General features: G+C 56.8%; 18 protein-coding genes. 9 read left to right on the top strand and 9 right to left on the bottom strand.

Going from position 1 to position 17443, the window contains the following annotated elements; all coding sequences use genetic code 11:
- The first annotated feature begins 3 nt into the window (after positions 1–3).
- Together Q0915_RS28890 and Q0915_RS28885 are read left to right on the top strand one after the other, a co-directional pair.
- Positions 4–411 carry a hypothetical protein gene (locus Q0915_RS28890; protein WP_299482492.1) on the top strand — a complete coding sequence of 136 codons (408 nt, stop codon included), beginning with the start codon at positions 4–6 and terminating at the stop codon, positions 409–411.
- A gap of 98 nt (positions 412–509) precedes the next feature.
- On the top strand, positions 510–1079 hold the full coding sequence (locus tag Q0915_RS28885; RefSeq protein WP_299482494.1) for a hypothetical protein: 570 nt from the start codon (positions 510–512) through the stop codon (positions 1077–1079).
- Between the two features lie 5 nt (positions 1080–1084).
- Here the strand turns inward: Q0915_RS28885 and Q0915_RS28880 are convergent, their stop codons facing one another.
- The 3 genes from Q0915_RS28880 to Q0915_RS28870 form a co-directional block, all read right to left on the bottom strand.
- Positions 1085–1246 (bottom strand): hypothetical protein, encoded by a 162-nt coding sequence (locus tag Q0915_RS28880; protein ID WP_299482497.1) that lies wholly within the window; start codon positions 1244–1246, stop codon positions 1085–1087.
- A gap of 114 nt (positions 1247–1360) precedes the next feature.
- The gene (locus tag Q0915_RS28875) at positions 1361–2695 is read right to left on the bottom strand and encodes an MFS transporter (protein WP_299482500.1); all 1335 of its coding nucleotides are present in this window, start codon (positions 2693–2695) and stop codon (positions 1361–1363) included.
- Between the two features lie 193 nt (positions 2696–2888).
- A complete protein-coding gene (locus Q0915_RS28870; protein WP_299482503.1) occupies positions 2889–4151 on the bottom strand; it encodes a urate hydroxylase PuuD in 1263 nt (420 codons plus the stop codon).
- A 103-nt stretch (positions 4152–4254) separates the two neighbouring features.
- Here Q0915_RS28870 and Q0915_RS28865 point away from each other — a divergent pair, with 103 nt between their 5' ends.
- Complete coding sequence (locus Q0915_RS28865) at positions 4255–5172, top strand: LysR family transcriptional regulator (protein WP_299482505.1); 918 nt, start codon at positions 4255–4257, stop codon at positions 5170–5172.
- A gap of 87 nt (positions 5173–5259) precedes the next feature.
- On the opposite strand, the gene Q0915_RS28860 is transcribed toward Q0915_RS28865, so the two are convergent.
- On the bottom strand, positions 5260–5838 hold the full coding sequence (locus Q0915_RS28860) for a YceI family protein (protein ID WP_299482508.1): 579 nt from the start codon (positions 5836–5838) through the stop codon (positions 5260–5262).
- Between the two features lie 153 nt (positions 5839–5991).
- On the opposite strand from Q0915_RS28860, the gene Q0915_RS28855 reads away from it, so the two are divergent.
- From Q0915_RS28855 to Q0915_RS28845, 3 genes are all read left to right on the top strand, one after another.
- Positions 5992–6468, top strand: a complete 477-nt coding sequence (locus Q0915_RS28855; protein WP_299482511.1) for a MarR family winged helix-turn-helix transcriptional regulator — start codon at positions 5992–5994, stop codon at positions 6466–6468.
- A 362-nt stretch (positions 6469–6830) separates the two neighbouring features.
- Positions 6831–8246: an allantoinase PuuE gene (gene puuE / locus Q0915_RS28850; RefSeq protein WP_299482514.1), complete on the top strand. Its 1416-nt coding sequence runs from the start codon at positions 6831–6833 to the stop codon at positions 8244–8246.
- The gene (locus tag Q0915_RS28845; RefSeq protein WP_299482517.1) at positions 8243–8740 is read left to right on the top strand and encodes an ureidoglycolate lyase; all 498 of its coding nucleotides are present in this window, start codon (positions 8243–8245) and stop codon (positions 8738–8740) included. The genes puuE and Q0915_RS28845 overlap by 4 nt, the downstream gene beginning before the upstream one ends.
- A gap of 83 nt (positions 8741–8823) precedes the next feature.
- On the opposite strand, the gene Q0915_RS28840 is transcribed toward Q0915_RS28845, so the two are convergent.
- The 4 genes from Q0915_RS28840 to Q0915_RS28825 form a co-directional block, all read right to left on the bottom strand.
- On the bottom strand, positions 8824–9807 hold the full coding sequence (locus Q0915_RS28840; RefSeq protein WP_299482519.1) for a glyceraldehyde 3-phosphate dehydrogenase NAD-binding domain-containing protein: 984 nt from the start codon (positions 9805–9807) through the stop codon (positions 8824–8826).
- Between the two features lie 125 nt (positions 9808–9932).
- A complete protein-coding gene (locus tag Q0915_RS28835; protein ID WP_299482522.1) occupies positions 9933–10778 on the bottom strand; it encodes a bifunctional allantoicase/(S)-ureidoglycine aminohydrolase in 846 nt (281 codons plus the stop codon).
- 136 nt (positions 10779–10914) lie between these two features.
- Complete coding sequence (locus Q0915_RS28830; protein WP_299482525.1) at positions 10915–11865, bottom strand: LysR substrate-binding domain-containing protein; 951 nt, start codon at positions 11863–11865, stop codon at positions 10915–10917.
- A gap of 216 nt (positions 11866–12081) precedes the next feature.
- Positions 12082–12894, bottom strand: coding sequence for a creatininase family protein (locus Q0915_RS28825; protein WP_299482528.1), 813 nt, complete (start codon positions 12892–12894; stop codon positions 12082–12084).
- Positions 12895–13078: 184 nt separating this feature from the next.
- Here Q0915_RS28825 and Q0915_RS28820 point away from each other — a divergent pair, with 184 nt between their 5' ends.
- From Q0915_RS28820 to Q0915_RS28810, 3 genes are all read left to right on the top strand, one after another.
- Positions 13079–14014: a putative metalloprotease CJM1_0395 family protein gene (locus Q0915_RS28820; protein WP_299482531.1), complete on the top strand. Its 936-nt coding sequence runs from the start codon at positions 13079–13081 to the stop codon at positions 14012–14014.
- Between the two features lie 140 nt (positions 14015–14154).
- On the top strand, positions 14155–15297 hold the full coding sequence (locus Q0915_RS28815) for an MFS transporter (RefSeq protein WP_299482534.1): 1143 nt from the start codon (positions 14155–14157) through the stop codon (positions 15295–15297).
- Between the two features lie 232 nt (positions 15298–15529).
- Entirely contained in the window at positions 15530–16063 is a 534-nt protein-coding gene (locus Q0915_RS28810; protein ID WP_299482537.1) for a MarR family transcriptional regulator, read from the top strand.
- 33 nt (positions 16064–16096) lie between these two features.
- Here Q0915_RS28810 and chrA read toward each other — a convergent pair whose 3' ends face one another.
- Entirely contained in the window at positions 16097–17428 is a 1332-nt protein-coding gene (chrA, locus tag Q0915_RS28805; protein WP_299482540.1) for a chromate efflux transporter, read from the bottom strand.
- Between the last annotated feature and the right edge of the window lie 15 nt (positions 17429–17443).

Genomic DNA, 17443 nt, shown 5'->3' with positions numbered 1-17443 from the left:
CCGATGACCATGCCCGCCTCGAAATCACTCTGGGTGATCCTTTGCATGCTCCTGGCGGGGGTCGGCTCGCAGCAGGTGAACGCAAGCAGCGATGATCCTGCGGAAGTCAATGATCTGCCAGGCTTCGGCATCTGGGGTCCGGCCTACAGGCTGCGAAATGTTCCCGAGGGCATGCGGCTTGTGGTGCGCTCTGCGGGTCACCGGAACGCTGCAACTGTCGGAAGCCTGACCAGGTCCGCCAGCGAAATCCTTGTTCTGAACTGCGCCCCGGAAATCGTGCCACTGACATTCGAAGATGCGAGCGTGGAGGCAAAGCGCGAACTGCTTGGTGGTGTCTGGTGTCAGATCGATCACTACGGCATGACCGGTTTTCTACCCGGAATCTATCTCGATCCGATCCTGAACCGTTAGGTGAAACGTGGGCGACAAAGCAACCCGAAGAAAGGTTTTGAACTGAACTGCAATTGCACGACCAAATTATTGATTTTACAGAGAAAAGTGAGCTGGACATGACTGCTTTGTACATTCACGACGCGAATATTTACGATGCCGGACTGAGATTCAAGCAGGGCCCTGCCGCCCGGCATCTCAAAATCCCGAAGAACCAGTCGATTGGTCAAATGACAAAGGCCGTTCAAGCGGTTTGCGGGCCAAGAAATCACTACACTGTTGTCGTTTTCAACGCCCACGGCAACAAGGATACGATCAATATCGGGGCCGGGATAACCCACACGCATACCTGTTTCTGGAAGGCGGTCGGCGATGCGTTGTTCACGAAAAACAGAGATATTGAAATCCATTCCTGCCTGTTCGCCGCAACCCGCCGCGCACGCAATATGACGGATGCGAGAGCAATCGAAAAATATGACACTGCCAACAACGCCTACAGCTCGCACGCTCTCAAGGTGATCGCCAAATCGGCGGGCTGCATCGTGAAGGCAGGCACGGGTTTCCAATTGGGTCAGAGTGCCTCTGGTGAAGGCGACACCGATGGACGGTTTGAAACGTCCTGGGTGAAGGTCAACCCGGTAGGAACGTCGGCGTTGCTTTCAGCAGATGCCCATCCGCGTGAGCACTGAGCATTTCACACCTTGATGAGATCCATGCTTGCAAACATGATGATGAATGTCCCTGCAAGCAGATCCATCACGCGGGAAACCTGGGTGATGTTGGGACCGGCACGCGCCATGGCCTCGAGAAGTATTTTCCTTGCCACAACGGCTGTCAGGGCAAATACCGCGAGCATCAGCGCGATGCCGACCAGCCTTCAAACCCGGTCAGATCGATTCTTAATTCTTGAGCTTGGTATGAGCCCGCACTTCATCATTGATCCACCGTTGCAGGGAAATAAGCGGGTCTATCAGAACCGGCCGTTCGGCCAACCGGTGTGGAGATCGTCGATCACATAGGTGTGGGCGTGCTGCTTACCGTGGGCACTTCTAATATGCGGATGGTCGGCCGGAAGTTCAGGATGTTCGTGAATGAGGACGCGTGCGTCCGACGATGGCCAAAGACGCAAAGCGGCCAGAGTTCCGATCACCGCGAGCACTGCCAGTGTCACGACGGTTGCTGAAAGACCAGCCGCGCTTCCGAGCCAACCCGCAAGCGGATAGGTGATCAGCCAGCAGCCGTGGGAGAGAGCGAACTGCGCGGCAAAGACCATCGGACGGTCTTCTGTATGCGCCGAGTTGCGCAAGAGGCGTCCGGACGGTACAAGCACCGCCGAATTGGCGACGCCCATAAGGAACCAGATCATCAAGAGATAGGGCCAGAGATCTGACGGCTCGAGCCCCGTTATGAGGGCAGACAGCAGGATCAGCAAAAGCGGCATGAAAATCGCGCCACCAAGCATGAGGCTCCGGTCCTTGATCGAGGACAAAAGGCGTGGAATGGCGAGCGCCATCGCCATCGAGCCACCGCCATAGGCGGCCATCGTGAGAGCAAGGTCGGCATCACTTCCGCCAAGCAGTGTTTTGACGATCACGACAGTATTGACGATCACAATCGCACCCGTGGCGGCCACGGTCAGATTGAGCGCCATGAGGCCCTTGAGGCGCGGTGTGCCCAGATAGATCCGCATGCCCTGTGAAATGCGTTTGAATGGCGAGCGCTGTGAGAGATTCCGGACGGTTGGAAGCGCCACGGACACAATCAGTGCCGCAGACAGCAAAAAACCTGCGACCGTGCCTGCGAAAAGCCAATGAAATCCGATCAGGCCGATCAATAGCGCCGCTATGACTGGGCTTAGAAGATTTTCAAGGTCGTATGCCATCCGCGAGAGCGACAACGCGTTGGTGTAATCCTCCTCGTCAGGAAGAATGTCGGGGATTGTCGCCTGGAAGGTCGGTGTGAAGGCGGCCGATGCCGATTGCAGAAGCGCGATCAGAAGATAGATCTGCCAGACCGCATCGACGAAGGGCAGAGCGATCGCCGTTCCGGCCCGTATCAGATCGAGGATGACCAGAAATGACCTTCGCGGAAGCCGTGCTGCAAAGCCACCCGCGAGTGGCGACAAGGTGACATAGACAACCATCTTTATGGCAAGAGCTGTTCCGAGCACGGCACCGGCATCCGCGCCAGCAAGGTCGTAGGCAAGCAGAGCAAGTGCAACCGTCATGAGCCCCGTGCCGAAAAGGGCTATGAACTGGGCTGCAAAGAGATGCCGGTAGGTCCTGTTGGCGAGAACTGAGAACATGTGTCGGGTGCGAAGCTGGCTGGAATGGATCCTCAGGATAGAAGTATCACGCTTCTTTCGTCACCTCCATGGAAGTTGAAATTCAAACGTCTCCGTGTTCTGCAAAACGCGGTACCCTGGAATGGATCAAACGGTCGAAACGGACCGGCTTGCAGCGGACAACAAGCGGGCCAATCAGTTTCGCTGAACCGGATCACCTGGCAGCAATGCCAAATGGCATCTGCTCGCGGGCGTTTCGGTACCATTCCACGATTTTCCGTCGTTCCCCGGGTTCCATGTGCGAGACATTGGCGGGAGGCATCGCATTGGTAACGCCGGACTGCAAGTAGATCTCCCGCGCAGCGCGAACGATATCGGCTTCCGTTTCCAGAACCACACCTTTCGGCGCCCAGTAGATTCCCTCGTAAAATGGCTCCCGGGCATGGCACATGGCGCACCGTCCAGGAACGATGGCCTTCACGTCCTCAAATCCGGCGGCACTTGCAAAAACCTGCTCCGTCGCGTTTAAGGGACGGCTTTCGGACGCCTCATAGCTGTCCTCAGACCACATCGGCGCCATGCTCAGATGGATGATGGCCACGAAGAGAATCGAGGTCACCAGCCAGGTCCACTTGGGCGCGGTGCCTCCAGCATGCTTGGTGTTGAAATAGTGGCGGATGGAGACGCCCATAAGGAACACGAGAGCTGCGATTACCCAGTTATATTCGGACGCAAACGCGAGCGGATAATGATTGCTCAGCATCAGAAACACGACCGGAAGCGTCAGGTAATTGTTGTGCATTGACCGCAGCTTGGCGATCTTGCCGTATTTGGCATCGGGCGTGCGTCCGGCCTTGAGATCCGCCACGACAATCTTCTGGTTTGGAATGATGATCATGAAGACATTCGCCGTCATGATCGTGGCCGTGAAGGCCCCCAGATGCAGCATTGTCGCGCGGCCGGTGAAGATCTGGTCATAGCCCCAACCCATGGCGACCAGCATGAAAAACAGCAGGATCATCAGCAGCGTCGGACTGTCGCCGAGCTTCGATTTGCAAAGATAGTCGTAGATCAGCCATCCGACGGCCAGGGATCCGCCGGAAATCAGGATGCCCTGCCAAAGCGACAGATCCGCCTTTTCCGGGTCTATGAGATAAAGCTCGCCACCGACCCAATAGACGATCATCAGGAGCGCTGCACCGGAAAGCCACGTGGCATAGCTTTCCCATTTGAACCAGGTCAGATGCTCGGGCATGTTTTCAGGCGCGACCAGGTATTTCTGGATGTGATAGAAACCGCCGCCGTGGACCTGCCACTCCTCACCAAAAGCGCCTGCGGGCAGATGGGGTGATTTGCGCAATCCCAGATCCAGGGCGATGAAGTAGAAGGATGAGCCGATCCAGGCAATGGCGGTCACGACGTGCAGCCACCTGACCGCAAATGCCAGCCAGTCCCAGATAATGGCAATGTCCAACATAGTTTCCCTCCGGTCGTCTTTCAGCCACCCTAATCTACCTTGAAATTTTCTGGTATCTCGACATAATTCCAAGCAGTTTCAAAAAAAACGGAATAATGGGTTTTTGGCGTATCTGGAGAATATTCGGACGTTCCTACGCGTTTATGAATTGGGAAACATGTCCGCCGCCGCACGCGATCTGCGCATTTCATCCGCCGTTGCATCCGCTCGCGTGTCGCAGCTTGAAGAACACCTGAATGTGCGCCTGTTTCAACGCACGACCAGAGCGCTCAGCCCAACCGAGCACGGGAACCTCTTTTACCGCGGGGCGACGAAGATCGTCGAGGCTGTCGAGGAAGCTGAAGCCGATATCAGTTCCATTACAAGCTCGCCGCGCGGAACGCTGTTCATCGCCGCACCTATCGGCATGGGGCAGCGGCTGATCGCCCCGGCGATCCCACTTTTCAAGGAGGCCAATCCGCTGATCGACATCCGTCTTCGCTTGTCGGACAGGAAAGTGGACCTGGCCGGTGAAGGGCTCGACGCTGCGTTTTTCCTTGGTGTGCCGGAAGACTCGACCCTGAAAATCAGGAAAATCGCCGACTGTGAACGGGTTCTGTGCGCAGCGCCGGACTATATCGCCCGTAAGGGAGATCCAAAGAGCCACGAAGACCTGTCCTCAAGCCGCCATGACTGCCTCAACATGCGTTATCCCGGCGCACCGGAATTTCAGTGGCCGCTCGTTACGAAGAACGGGGTGAAGAAGGTTGCGGTGACCGGGCCGTTTGAATCCGATCATGGCGATGTGCTGACGAGCTGGGCGCTGGATGGACACGGGATTATCTTGAAGCCGGTTTTCGAGATTTCGAACTATCTGACTTCCGGCCAGCTTGTTCCCGTTTTGGCGGATCAGCCGCCGGTACCCGCGCAAATGGCCTGCCTTTTCACGCACAGAAAACGGCAGGACCCCAAAGTGCGCCTGTTTCTTGATTTCATGGTCGGGCATATTCAACGAGCCTTGGCCGAAATGCCGATGCGCTAGGGCAGAGAGCAGCCGAGGTCTCAATGAAAAAAGCCGCCATAGGGCGGCTCTTTGTGTCTTGAATGGCGGTTATTACTACTGAGAGGGTTATTCAGCCTTCATTTCAGTCACGATGCGGATGGCAATAGGGCCGGTCGAGAAGGGACCAACGCCAAATTCCATGTGGTCGATCGTGGTTGAGGCTTCAAAGGCAATCCAGTCACCCTTGTAGTAATCAATATTGCTCCCGAGCGGGTGCGGACCGATATGGGTGAGCTTGGTGTCCAGCGTGACGGGTTTGGTTGTGCCCTGTATGGTCAGGTCACCGGTCACCTTGGCGGTGTCGTCTCCCGTTTTCTCAACACCCGTGCTGACGAAGGTGATTTCCGGATAGGTTTCCACTTCCAGGAAATCCGCGCTGGACAGGTGATCGTCGAGAGGCTTGAAGCCGGTTGCGACGCTATTGGTGTTGATTGTCACATTCAGCTTTGCGCTTTCGACGTTTTCCGGATCGATATCGAGGGTTCCGTCAACGACAGTGAATTCGCCGCTCTGCGTCGAAACACCTGCATGCGACCAGCTGAACTGAACTTCTGTGTGTCCCTGGTCCGTCTTGTAAGTCGTTGCCATGGCGGCTGGAACGGTCAGCAGCGTTGCAGCAATGCAAATCGGGGCAAGTCTGATCATCGGAAAATCTCTCCTTTTCGTGGTCAGGCAGGATTGCCTGTGGGCATACGACATCGTGATTTTCACAAGTCTCAAAATAGATGCTATGACATCTATCAGATTGGCGAACCGGAAAAAACAATTCCGATCCCCGCTCACCGAAACTTGAAGACGATGCATCCGAGTCACCACGAAACCGACATCTGGATCCTTCTTAACCGTGCGCACCGCCAGGCACACCGCAACATGGAAGCGGAATTGCGCGAGAAGGGTCTGCCCTCGTTGCGCGTTTACGACCTGCTTTGGGGTGTTGAAATGTCCGGCGAAGACGGCGTAAGGGCATTTGAGCTTACGGATTGGCTGCTGTTCGAGCAATCCAACCTGTCACGTCTGCTGGCTCAACTGGTCTCAAAAGGACTGATCCGGGAAACGGTTCTGGCCGAAGACCGTCGCGGCAAGATCCTGCACATCACAGCCGACGGCGCTGCCCTACGAAAGCAGATGTGGGAAGTCTATGGCCCCGGCATCCATCGACACATGAAGGCTCTGGCAACGGCATCGGAGCTGGAGACCTTTCTGGAACAGTTAGGCGATATTGGCGGGGGCCCGATCAGGCGGCCGGATCGTCAGCCACCGCCTGATGAAACATGATGGAAAGACTGTTGCTTGGCCGTCGCCTATTCCGGCCGTCAAAAGCGTTGCGGCAGAAGTTCCCTCAAGGTGCACCAGTTTCCCAAAATTTTCGCCTGGATTGATCCTGCTGTCCGCACCCGGACATCCTCTTGCCGTGTCCAACACATGGCTCGTCAAACGTCCTGCCATAAGGTTTACTCGCGGTGCGAACCGGTGTTTGGATACGCGATGGGTCAGCGACGGTCCTCGAATCTGTTACCAGATAATCGCAAAGAGGAAGGAGCGCAAAGGGCCCGACCCCCTAATGCTCCTGCTTAACAAGCCTGGAAGTCAACAATGTCGTTTTGTTGTAAAAAGCAAAAGAAAATCGGAGGTTTGACTTGAATCGCTATGCGCGCAATCTCAGGGGCTACGGATCTAATCCGCCCGACCCGAAGTGGCCCGGAAATGCCCGCGTCGCCGTCCAGTTCGTCCTGAACTACGAGGAAGGCGGCGAGAACAATATACTGCACGGTGACGCCGCTTCCGAAGCGTTTCTGTCGGATATTCCAGGTGCAGCGCAATGGCCAAGTCAGCGCCATTGGAATATGGAATCGATGTACGAATACGGCGCACGCGCCGGCTTCTGGCGGATCCATCGTCTTTTCACGCGCGCCGGCATACCCTTGACGATATACGGCGTTGCCTCTGCGCTTGCCCGCAATCCGGAGCAGGTCGAGGCGATGAAAGACGCCGATTGGGAGATCGCAAGCCACGGGCTCAAGTGGATTGAACACAAGGACATGCCGGTCGAGGAGGAACGCGCAGCCATTGCCGAAGCGATCCGGCTGCATACCGAAGTTGTCGGTGAACGCCCGCGGGGCTGGTATACCGGCCGCTGCTCCGAGAACACGGTTCGGCTCGTCGCGGAAGAGGGCGGGTTCGATTATGTTTCCGATACCTATGACGACGATCTGCCATACTGGCTGGAGATCGGCGGGCGGGACCAGCTGATCATTCCCTACACGCTTGAAGCCAATGACATGCGTTTTTCGGTGTCTCCCGGATGGAGCGATGCCGACGATTTCTTCAATTATCTGAAGAACGCATTCGATACGCTTTATGCAGAAGGTGAAAGCGACACGCCGAAAATGATGTCGGTCGGCCTGCATTGCCGCCTGGTCGGGCGTCCGGGCAAGATTGCCGCGCTCCGAAAATTCATCGAACACATCAAGTCGTATGATGATGTCTGGTGTCCGCGCCGAATCGAGATTGCAGAGCACTGGACCCGACATCACCCACCGCATAACGGCTTGCAACCGAGCCGCATGGGCAGAGACGCATTTGTCGAACATTTTGGCGGGATCTTTGAGCATTCCGCCTGGATTGCCGAGCGTGCCTTCGAGCTTGAACTTGGGCCCGCTCATGACTGCGCCGCGGGCATCCACAACGCGCTCTGCCGTGTGTTCCGGTCCGCGAGCGAAGACGAGCGTCTCGGCGTATTGAACGCGCATCCGGATCTTGCCGGCAAACTTGCGCAAGCAGGCCGGCTCACTGCAGACAGTACGTCTGAACAGGCAGGGGCCGGGCTTGATCTTTTGACCGACGACGAACGACAATCCTTTAACGGCCTAAATTCAGCCTATGTCGCCAAGCACGGCTTTCCGTTCATCATTGCCGTTCGAGACCATGACAAGGCCTCCATTTTGGCCGCGTTCCACCGCAGGATCGACAACGATCGGCAGACGGAATTCAAGGAAGCCTGTCACCAGGTGGAGCGGATCGCGCGTCATCGGCTCGGAGATTTGTTTTCGTGAGCAATCTCGTGATCATCGCAAAGGTTCTGACGGCTGAAGATTTTGCGCCTTTCGGAGATGTTCTGGAGGTAGACGGTCCTCCGGACAAGATCATCAACCAGGGCATGTGCGGGCGCCATCACGACCTGGCCAGGCTCGACTTCTCCGAAGGCCGGGCAGGTATCAGCCTTTTTGATGCAAAAGCACGAACGCTGCCGCATACCGTGGATATGGTTGAGCGGCACCCGGACGGCAGTCAGGCGTTCATCCCTGTCGATGGCGTGCCGATGCTGGTTGTTGTCGCCGATGATGCCGACGGCGAACCGGTCAATCTCAAAGCTTTTGTCAGCCAGCCCGGCCAGTCCATCAACCTTCACCGGGGTACCTGGCACGGCGTTCTGGCACCGCTTGGCGGCCCGGGCAGATATATGGTCGTCGACCGCATCGGCGATGGCGCTAATCTGGAAGAGCACTGGTTTCCGGCGCCCTATGTTGTCGAAGCGCCGGAAAGCTGAAATGCGACTGGTTTGACCATTGCCCGCCAATCCGGGTCAGTGCTTTCAATGTACCGACCGAGGGGACCGATGCGATTGTGATGTCACCGGGCTGTCATCAGGCCGGCCATGTCAAGCATTCGCCGGGAAAACCCCCATTCATTGTCGTACCAGCCGAATATCCGGGCCTGTCTGTCACTGCTCGACAGGGTTTCGGACAGCGCGATTACCAGGGACTCCGGCCGCGCCCGCATATCCGTGGACACAACGCGGTCATCGGTAAAGCCGATGACGGGGCTGTTGGAGAAGATCTCCTGCAAGAGATCGTTGACGGGCCTTTTAACGGGCTCAGCCCAGGTCACGGTGAGGTCAACCGCGGACACGCTGATTGTCGGAACACGCACGGCGGCTCCCGTGATCCGGCCTTCGATCTGCGGCAGGACCTTGCCGACAAGCCTGGTTGCACTTGTTGTGGTGGGCACCATCGAAACGCCGCCTGCACGGCTGCGTTCCAACGGGCCGCGCGGTGCGTCCACCATCGGCTGGCTGCCGGTGTAGCAGTGGATTGTGGTCATGTGACCGGCCTCCACACCAACGCGGTCCTCAAGACCCCGCAGCAAGGGGGCGAGGGCGTTCGTCGTGCAGGAGCCATTGGAGACAACACGGTGCCCATTGAGCTTTTCTTCGTTGGCACCGAGCACAAGCGTGATTTCCGCCGCATCGGACGGGCCAGATATCAGCACGTTCTTTGCGCCGGCCTGAAGTCCGCGCGAAGCGACCTCTTTCGTGCCGGCCTTGCCGGTGCATTCCAAAACCACGTCGATCCCGGAAAGATCCAAAACCGAAAGGTCCGGTTCACTGGTGAACTGAATCTCCCGGCCGCCTACGTTTAGAATTCGCTCGCCCGCTGTGATGTTGCCGGGATAAGGGCCGTAGACGCTGTCGTATTTGAAAAGGTAAGCGCAAGTGTCCAGCGGTGCGATGTCGTTGATCAGAACAACATCCACATTCTGCTCTTTTGGACACGTCAGGATCTGACGCAGGACAGTGCGGCCAATCCGGCCGAACCCGTTGATGACAATCCGCATGGTGACGACCTGTCTCTCAGTGTTTGGATCTTGGCCTTCGTGCAAAAAAGGCTTTCTGAAAAACTGGGTATCATGCTTTAAGGCATTGATCTCATTTATATTGTCCCTAGGGACAATCCTTGCCCCTAGCTCCCCGGATCAAAGCGCCCGGCTGGCCTGAGCGGCATGTGTCGGTTGACATCCTTATAAAGCAGATAGCGGAAGGGTCCCGGACCACCGGCGTAGCAAGCCTGCGGGCAAAAGGCGCGCAGCCACATGAAATCACCTGCCTCGACCTCGACCCAATCCTGATTAAGACGGTAAACGGCCTTGCCCTGAAGCACATAGAGGCCGTGCTCCATCACATGGGTTTCGGCAAAGGGAATGACCGCGCCCGGTTGAAAGGTGACGATGTTGACATGCATGTCGTGCCGCAGATCCTCCGGTTCGACAAAGCGCGTGGTTGCCCATTTGCCGTCCGTTCCCGGCATCGGCACCGGCGCATGCGCGCTTTCGTGCGTCACGAAGACATCTGGATGGTCAATGCCTTTGACCGGTTCATAAGCCTTTCGAATCCAGTGAAACCTGACGTGGTCCTTACTATTGTTCTTGAAGGTCCAATCGGTCTCCGGGGGCAGGTAGGCATAGCTTCCGGCTCTCAGGGCATGGTTTTGGCCTGCCACGGACAAAGAGGCCTCACCTTCCACGACAAACAGCACGCTCTCCGCCGAGCCGTCGGTTTCCGGCCGCTCGGATCCGCCATCCGGTGCGACCTCCATGATGTATTGCGAAAACGTTTCGGCAAACCCCGACAAGGGCCGCGAAAGCACCCAAAGCCGCGTTCCGTTCCAAAAAGGCAGAAAGCTGGTAACGATGTCGCGCATCGTTCCGCGCGGAATGACTGCGTAGGCCTCGGTAAAGACCGCGCGATCCGTCAGAAGTGTTTCCTGACCGGGATGGCCGCCCTTGGGTGCAAAATAGCTTTCTGACACGGTCTGCCTTTCTCGCTGCCTTTCAAGTTCTGCCTGCGACTATGCGCTTCGCGTGCGGTTTGCACCAGCGCGCTTGAGGCTGAAAACCTGCTTGGTTTCCAAGAAAATAGGGATGTTTTTCAAGTGGGCGGGAAATTCAGAGGCCCGGTCGGGCGGATTTCTTGATCATTGCCGTGCGCATAGTCGCCAGTTCCAAACTCAGAAACTCGCAGAAATCCTTGGCGACGATGGAAATCGGGCGATGGGTCGGCGTGAGGATGGACAGACCGTTCTGAATGCGCGGACGGAAGGGACGGAAGACCATCATGGGCGGTCCCATGCCGCTGCGGCCGTCTTCCTGGGCCTTGTAGGCCGTCAGCATGTCACAGATGAGCGCGCACAGCCCTGCCTCGACGAATCTCAGGCCCGCCAGGGCGGTTTGCAGCTCGAAACGCTGGTTGAACCGCACGCCTGCGTCACGGAAACGCGACAGCGTCTGTTTGTGACTGCGGTGCTCGGAATGAAGCAGCGCCAGCGGATAGCCATCGAGCTCTTCGGGCGTGATGATTTCTTTTGCGGCCAGCGGGTCGGTGGCAGGCACCGCGCACATGCATTCCAGATCGAAATCAATCTGGTCGAATGAATTGCGTACCCGGGGCGTTTCCGTGAACCCGATGTCGAACTGCTGGGCGGCAATCAGTTCTTCGATTTCCGAGGATGTTCTGCTTGCAAGGGCAACCTTGACGCTCGGTTTGTCGGCGACAAATTTGGACAGGCTGTTGGGAAGAAAATCTGCAACGGCTTCCGGGATGCCGGCAATGCGCAGCTGGCCATGTTCGCGATTGGCCAGACCGCGAAGCGTCCTTTTGGAGATTTCCAGCCGTTTCAGTATGGCTTCGGCTTCTTCGAGAAAAAACTCGGCCTCCGGCGTCGGAACAAGGCGCCCCTGTTCCCGCATGAACAGCTTGAGTTCAAGCTCGGTCTCAAGGCCGGCGATCGTTGAACTGACAGCAGGCTGCGTCCGGCCAAGCGTGCGGGCAGCTTCCGAAATGGAACCGCTCCGCATGACCTCGCGAAAGGTCGCCAATTGCCGTATCGACAGGTTCATTGATACTCGAAAAACGCCCCCTTGATCTCAATACAAATAATGTGCCGTCGAAGGGGGTAAGGTCAACTGCTGGAAATAAAAGCCGTTGAGATTCACAGATTTAGCAAAAAAATTGGCTAGAATTTCACGGATTTCCGGTTGGATTGAAAGTTTCAATCCTGGATTGTTGCCGGGTTGCTGTCGGCTTTTGTCAAGTTTACCCTGATTTCGGTGAGCCTAGCTGCCGTCTGATCCTTCTTTCCAGAGGCGTTCGAGATCAAAGGCATCGACGTCTTTCAACAGCTCAACGAATTCTCTGGCGGCATGATCGAGCGATTGACGCCCTTTCTCAGCCGTTGCGCGCAACGCGTTGCCGAGTGCGCCAAGTTCGTTGAGATCCTGGGCCTTCCAGCCATACTGCGCCTTGCCGTGAGCGCGCAGATGCCTGAATTCTTTCAGATAGCTTTGCTGCTCAGACGTGAAATCCTGGGCAAGGTCCATCCGCACGAGGTCAGGATAAAGATGAAGCATCAGCGATGTTTCAATGTCCCCGCCATGTATGCCGTAGGTGAATTCGTCTTCTGGAAAGAGGCCGTCCGGTTGTCCGAAACGCAGCCAGTTGGTGGCCAGAACAAACATTTCGTGTTTGAGGCGCAGTTCGCGTGAAACGATATCCAGTATCGGGACGTTGCCGCCGTGCGAATTGATCAGCACCAGCTTGCGAATGCCTGCGCGGGCAATACTTTCTCCGATTTCGATCCAGCATCGTGCAGCGGTTTCCCAGGACAGCGTCAAAGTGCCCGGTGACGAAATGTGCTCATCCGATTTGCCGATCGCCTGCGTGGGAAGAAAGCAGACAGGCAAGCTCTCGGGCAGGAGTTCCAGGACGCGGCGGACCTGACCATCTGCGATAGCTGTATCTGTCCAGACCGGCAAATGGGGACCGTGCTGCTCTATCGCGGCAATGGGAAGAACGGCAATCCAGTTTTCACGCGAGGGGTCCTTGAAGTCTTCCGTCGTCATTTCATGCCATTGGCGCTTGGGAAGCATCGGGTTTTCCTGTAAAAGTCCTGTTGCCGCCTGCTTTGCACAGCATGACCGGTCAGGCAAGGGCAGACGGTTTTGCGATAATGCGGCGTAAACAGCTCACGAACAAATGATCGGCCGCTGTTAACACCCGTTTAGAATTTAATGACGCCTTTCTGCGAAGCTTTTGCACATGATCGGCGCCTTGATGTCCAATACGCCGGCGAACCTTTTGAGAAGCAGTGGTGTCGCGGGTGAACTGGAACCGGACGCGGGAGTGAATCCTGCCGGCCGGGATCGGGAAAGTGCGCGCAACAGCCTGGCGAGCGCACCTGTTCAATCGGCGCAAAGAGGCAATGGCCCAATCCTGACGTCACAAGCTGTCCTGGCGCTTCAAAGCACTCAGCAGACAGGGCAAACGAATGCCAATGCCACTGCCGATGGCTCGGGAGATGGCGGAGATGGCACGGGCGCGCCCGCACAAGGACAAGGTGCGGCAATCGCTGCAAACGCGGCAGCAGCCGGACTGGCATCCGGTAACCCCGCACAGGCCCAATCCGGGAACGGCGAGAAAGACGATCCCGACGGCGATGGGCTAAACGAAGCGGAAGAAAAACAGGTTCAGGAACTCGCCAAGCGGGACCGGGAAGTCCGTGCGCATGAACAGGCTCACGCTCGGGTCGGAGGTGCTTACGCGGGTGCGCCCAGTTACACGTTCCAGCAGGGGCCTGATGGCAAACGCTATGCCGTTGGCGGCGAAGTCCAGATCGACACTAGCAAGGAAAAGTCGCCTCAGGAAACGATCCGGAAAATGCAGATCGTCATCCGCGCTGCGCTTGCACCTGCTGAGCCGTCATCTCAGGATCTGAAAGTCGCCCAGCTCGCCCGTTCGCAACTTTCGGAAGCTCAAGCCGAATCGCGTCAGGAGAAGGCTGACGAGTTGCAAGGCGGTGACGAAAGCCCACCCGGTGCGGTAGCGGACAGCTCTGAAAGCGCTCCGAACGGCGGTGATCGGAAGGGCGACGAAAGCCGGGTAGGTGAATCCGGTGCACAAGCACAGTCCGCCGAGGCAGCATCCGCTTATCGTTCCGCAGTTCAACAGGCAAGCGAAGCCGAAGCCCTCCTGGCCTCCATTCTCGCCTAGCACATCACTCCGGACCGGTCCGGACCGATTTCCTGCCTCAAATCCTGTTTCCCGGATTGAACGGCAATCATTAACGCGCTAGAGGCGATAGGAGACATGTCTTTCAGAGATCTGTTTAGATCTCAACATCAGGTCACCTAATGCAAGCCATTGCCGCGCGTCGCGTTGTTTCGGCAGTTTTTCTCATGTGCGGGGGGTTCTTTGGTCTTTGGGCCTCGAGAATCCCGGACATCAAGGCTGCGACAGGATTGAGTGAGGGATGGTTCGGCGTTTTGCTTCTGGTCATGGCGCTAGGTGCATTCACGGCGTTTCCCACCGCGGGTGCTTTAATGGACCGGCACGGTCCGGCACGCGTCACCAAAGGGGCCGCACTGGGAACTGCAGTCGCTTTTACCCTTCTTGGACTTTCGCCATCGATTGTAACTCTGGTGGCCGCGTTGTTTTTTGCAGGGTTCGCCTTCGGATCGCTGGACGTTTCAATGAATGGATGGGGCGCGGAAGTCGAGACTGCTCTCGAACGCCCCGTCATGTCGTCCTTCCACGGTTTGTTCAGTCTTGGTGCCGGGGTGGCGGCTGCGGCAGGTGGTCTGGCTATCGAGTTCGGTTTTGGTGTCGCCCTGCATTTCTGTCTATGGGGTCTTTTGTCGGTTCCCATTCTTATCCTGTGCTGGAAGCAGCACTGGCCCCAGTCGGTTGGTGGGGCCGAGACCCAAGACAAGGCACCGCTTTTTGCGTTTCCTGAAGGTGCTCTTCGGTTTGCAGGGCTCATAGCGCTGATAGCGGCGTTGGGAGAGGCGGCTGTAACTGACTGGGCAGCACTCTACCAGATACTGGATCTCGGCTACTCGGAGGCGATGGCGCCAATAGCGTTCACAGTTTTCTCCGTCGCAATGGTCATCATGCGATTGGCCGGTGACAGGATCATCGCCAGGTTTGGGCCTGTGCCTGTGGCAAGAGTGAGCGGGTTTGTTGCCTTTGTCGGCTGCGTCCTGCTGGTCTCCGGATGGAATATTTTTGTGGTCTGGACAGGCTGTTTCGTCATGGGGCTCGGATATGCCGTTCTGTTTCCGCTTGCAATGTCTCGCGCGGCAGCCGATCCGCATATGTCCAAAGGACGTGCTTTGGCGTCCGTGGCGACGCTCGGCTATGGCGCTTTTTTGTTTGGGCCACCCGTCTTGGGTTTCATTGGCCAGTTGTTTTCACTCGGCGCTTCCTTTGCGGTGGTCGCGTTTCTCACACTGATAATTCCGTTCCTGGCAAGTGCGCTCAGAGTAAAGGCCTGATGTTCAAGCCCGCAGCAGCGATGCGAGGTTCACTGAACGGGTGGTGTGTATAGCGCTCCGTTTTGACCTAAAGACGCGTATTTAGATGGCTAATTTGATCTTTCTTTCCATGAGCATGAAAAAAACCGTATCAATGCACGTAGTGTCATTTGACGGTTAAATACTCCGGCTACGTTTCCACCACGTCACGAAATATGTTGATTCGGGCTGATCCAGGAATAGGTAGTAAGCGATGGCTTTTAACTACAAAAAGAGCATAACTTTTCGGCTTGTCCAGGCGGCGAAAGCACAAAGAGCCCGGTCCGGTGCACATCTCATGCGGATCGGTCTGCATCCGGGTCAAGAACTTGTATTGAAGGTTCTTGCCGATGCTGACGGCCGAACCATGAGCCAATTGGCGCTTGCTCTCGGTGTTCAACCGCCCACAGTCACAAAAATGGTTACCCGCCTTTCCAGCCAGGGATATGTGCGCCGGCAAGTATCCGACACAGACGGGCGGTTGGCGCGCGTCTATCTGACAGACAAGGGCAGCGAGCTTGTCCTTTCGGTGGACAAGGCTTGGAAACGCCTGGAACGGGAAGCAATGTCCGGTCTCGACGACAAGGACCGGAAGAAGTTGCGCAAACTGCTGCGGCAGGTTGAAAAAAACCTTTCCATCTCAATTGATGATGATCCCGAGCACGAGAGTGACTTTGAGCCGGACAATGAAGAAGCCGCAGAGGCAGAGAAAAAAGGCGGTAAAAACAAGGAACTGTCGGCAGCCTGATGGCTTCGGCCGGCCACTTAACCGGTACCTCGTTTAGACAAGCAGGGTTTTTGCGATAAGGCCCAGTGCGGCAGTGACAGCAAGGACGACTGCGATACCGCGTCTTGCACCGAACACGAGAAACGCAGCCAGCAAAGCAATTCCGGCAAGCACCGGATCCAGGCTTTCCGGGACTGGTCTGAGAATATCCAAAGGACCTATCCTCAGCATCTTTGTTTCAGTGAAAAGCACATTCAACGCAAACCAGACAGCCAGGTTCAATATCGTTCCGGCGACTGCCGCCGTGATCGCGGACAGTGCCTTTGCCAGTATCTTGTTGCCGCGAAGTCTTTCCATCCATGGTGCGCCTGCAAGGACGAACAGGAAGCTGGGGGCGAACGTGACCCAGGTCGTCATCGCGGCGGCAAGGAGCGCGCCAGGTAGCGGTGAGAAGGGGGCGGGATCCTGCCAACCGCCCAGGAAGCCAACAAACTGCGTGACCAGGATGAGGGGGCCGGGCGTCGTTTCGGCAAGCCCGAGGCCATCCAGCATTTCACCAGCGGAGAGCCACGATTTCGTCTCCACAGCGACTTGAGCCATATAGCTCAACAGAGCGTAAGCCCCTCCGAAGCTGACAACCGCCAGAAGCGAGAAGAACTCGGCAACTTCCGTATAGACGTTGCCGGGGGCCAAAACGAGTGTGGCGGTAACAGGAGGCGCTATCCACACGAGACCGCCGACCAGTAGGGTTCTCAAGGTTTTTGTGGCTGTTGCGCGTGATCCTGTGGCCGCGCTGTCTTCCATGGGCTGCGCTGGAGCGTTGCCGAACAACAATCCGATGATGGCGGCGCTAAGGATAACGAAGGGGAAAGGGATCGACAGGAAAAACAGCGCGCAGAAACTTGCCGCGCAAATGATCCAGGCGAGCCGGGATTTCAGGGCCTTTTGACCGATCTTCATCAGAGCCTGAAGTACAATGGCGAGCACTCCTGCTTTGACACCGTAGAAGATTGCGGCAATCAGGGACGTGTCGCCGTAGGCGGCATAGACATAGCTGACGGCAGCCATCGCGAATGCGCCAGGCAGAATAAACAAAAGCCCTGCTATAAGCCCGCCCAGCGTTCTGCCACTGAGCCAGCCGCAGTAAGTGGCCAGCTGTTGCGCCTCCGGTCCAGGCAGCAGCATGCAGTAGTTCAGAGCATGCAGGAACCTGTCCTCGGAGAGCCACTTGCGGTTTTCGACGAATTCCTGATGCATGACGGAAATCTGTGCGGCCGGACCCCCGAAAGACAACAGCCCGACTTTCATTGATACGCGGGTGATTTCGGCAAGTGACGGGGATACGTGCTCGCGTGAAAGGCCTGTTTCTTTCGAGAAATGATCCAAGCGCATGTCCACCCG

This window comes from uncultured Roseibium sp., from assembly GCF_947494555.1.
GTDB lineage: Bacteria > Pseudomonadota > Alphaproteobacteria > Rhizobiales > Stappiaceae > Roseibium.
The sequence above is the reverse complement of the archived record's forward strand: the minus strand, read 5'-3'. Positions and strand labels throughout refer to the sequence as shown.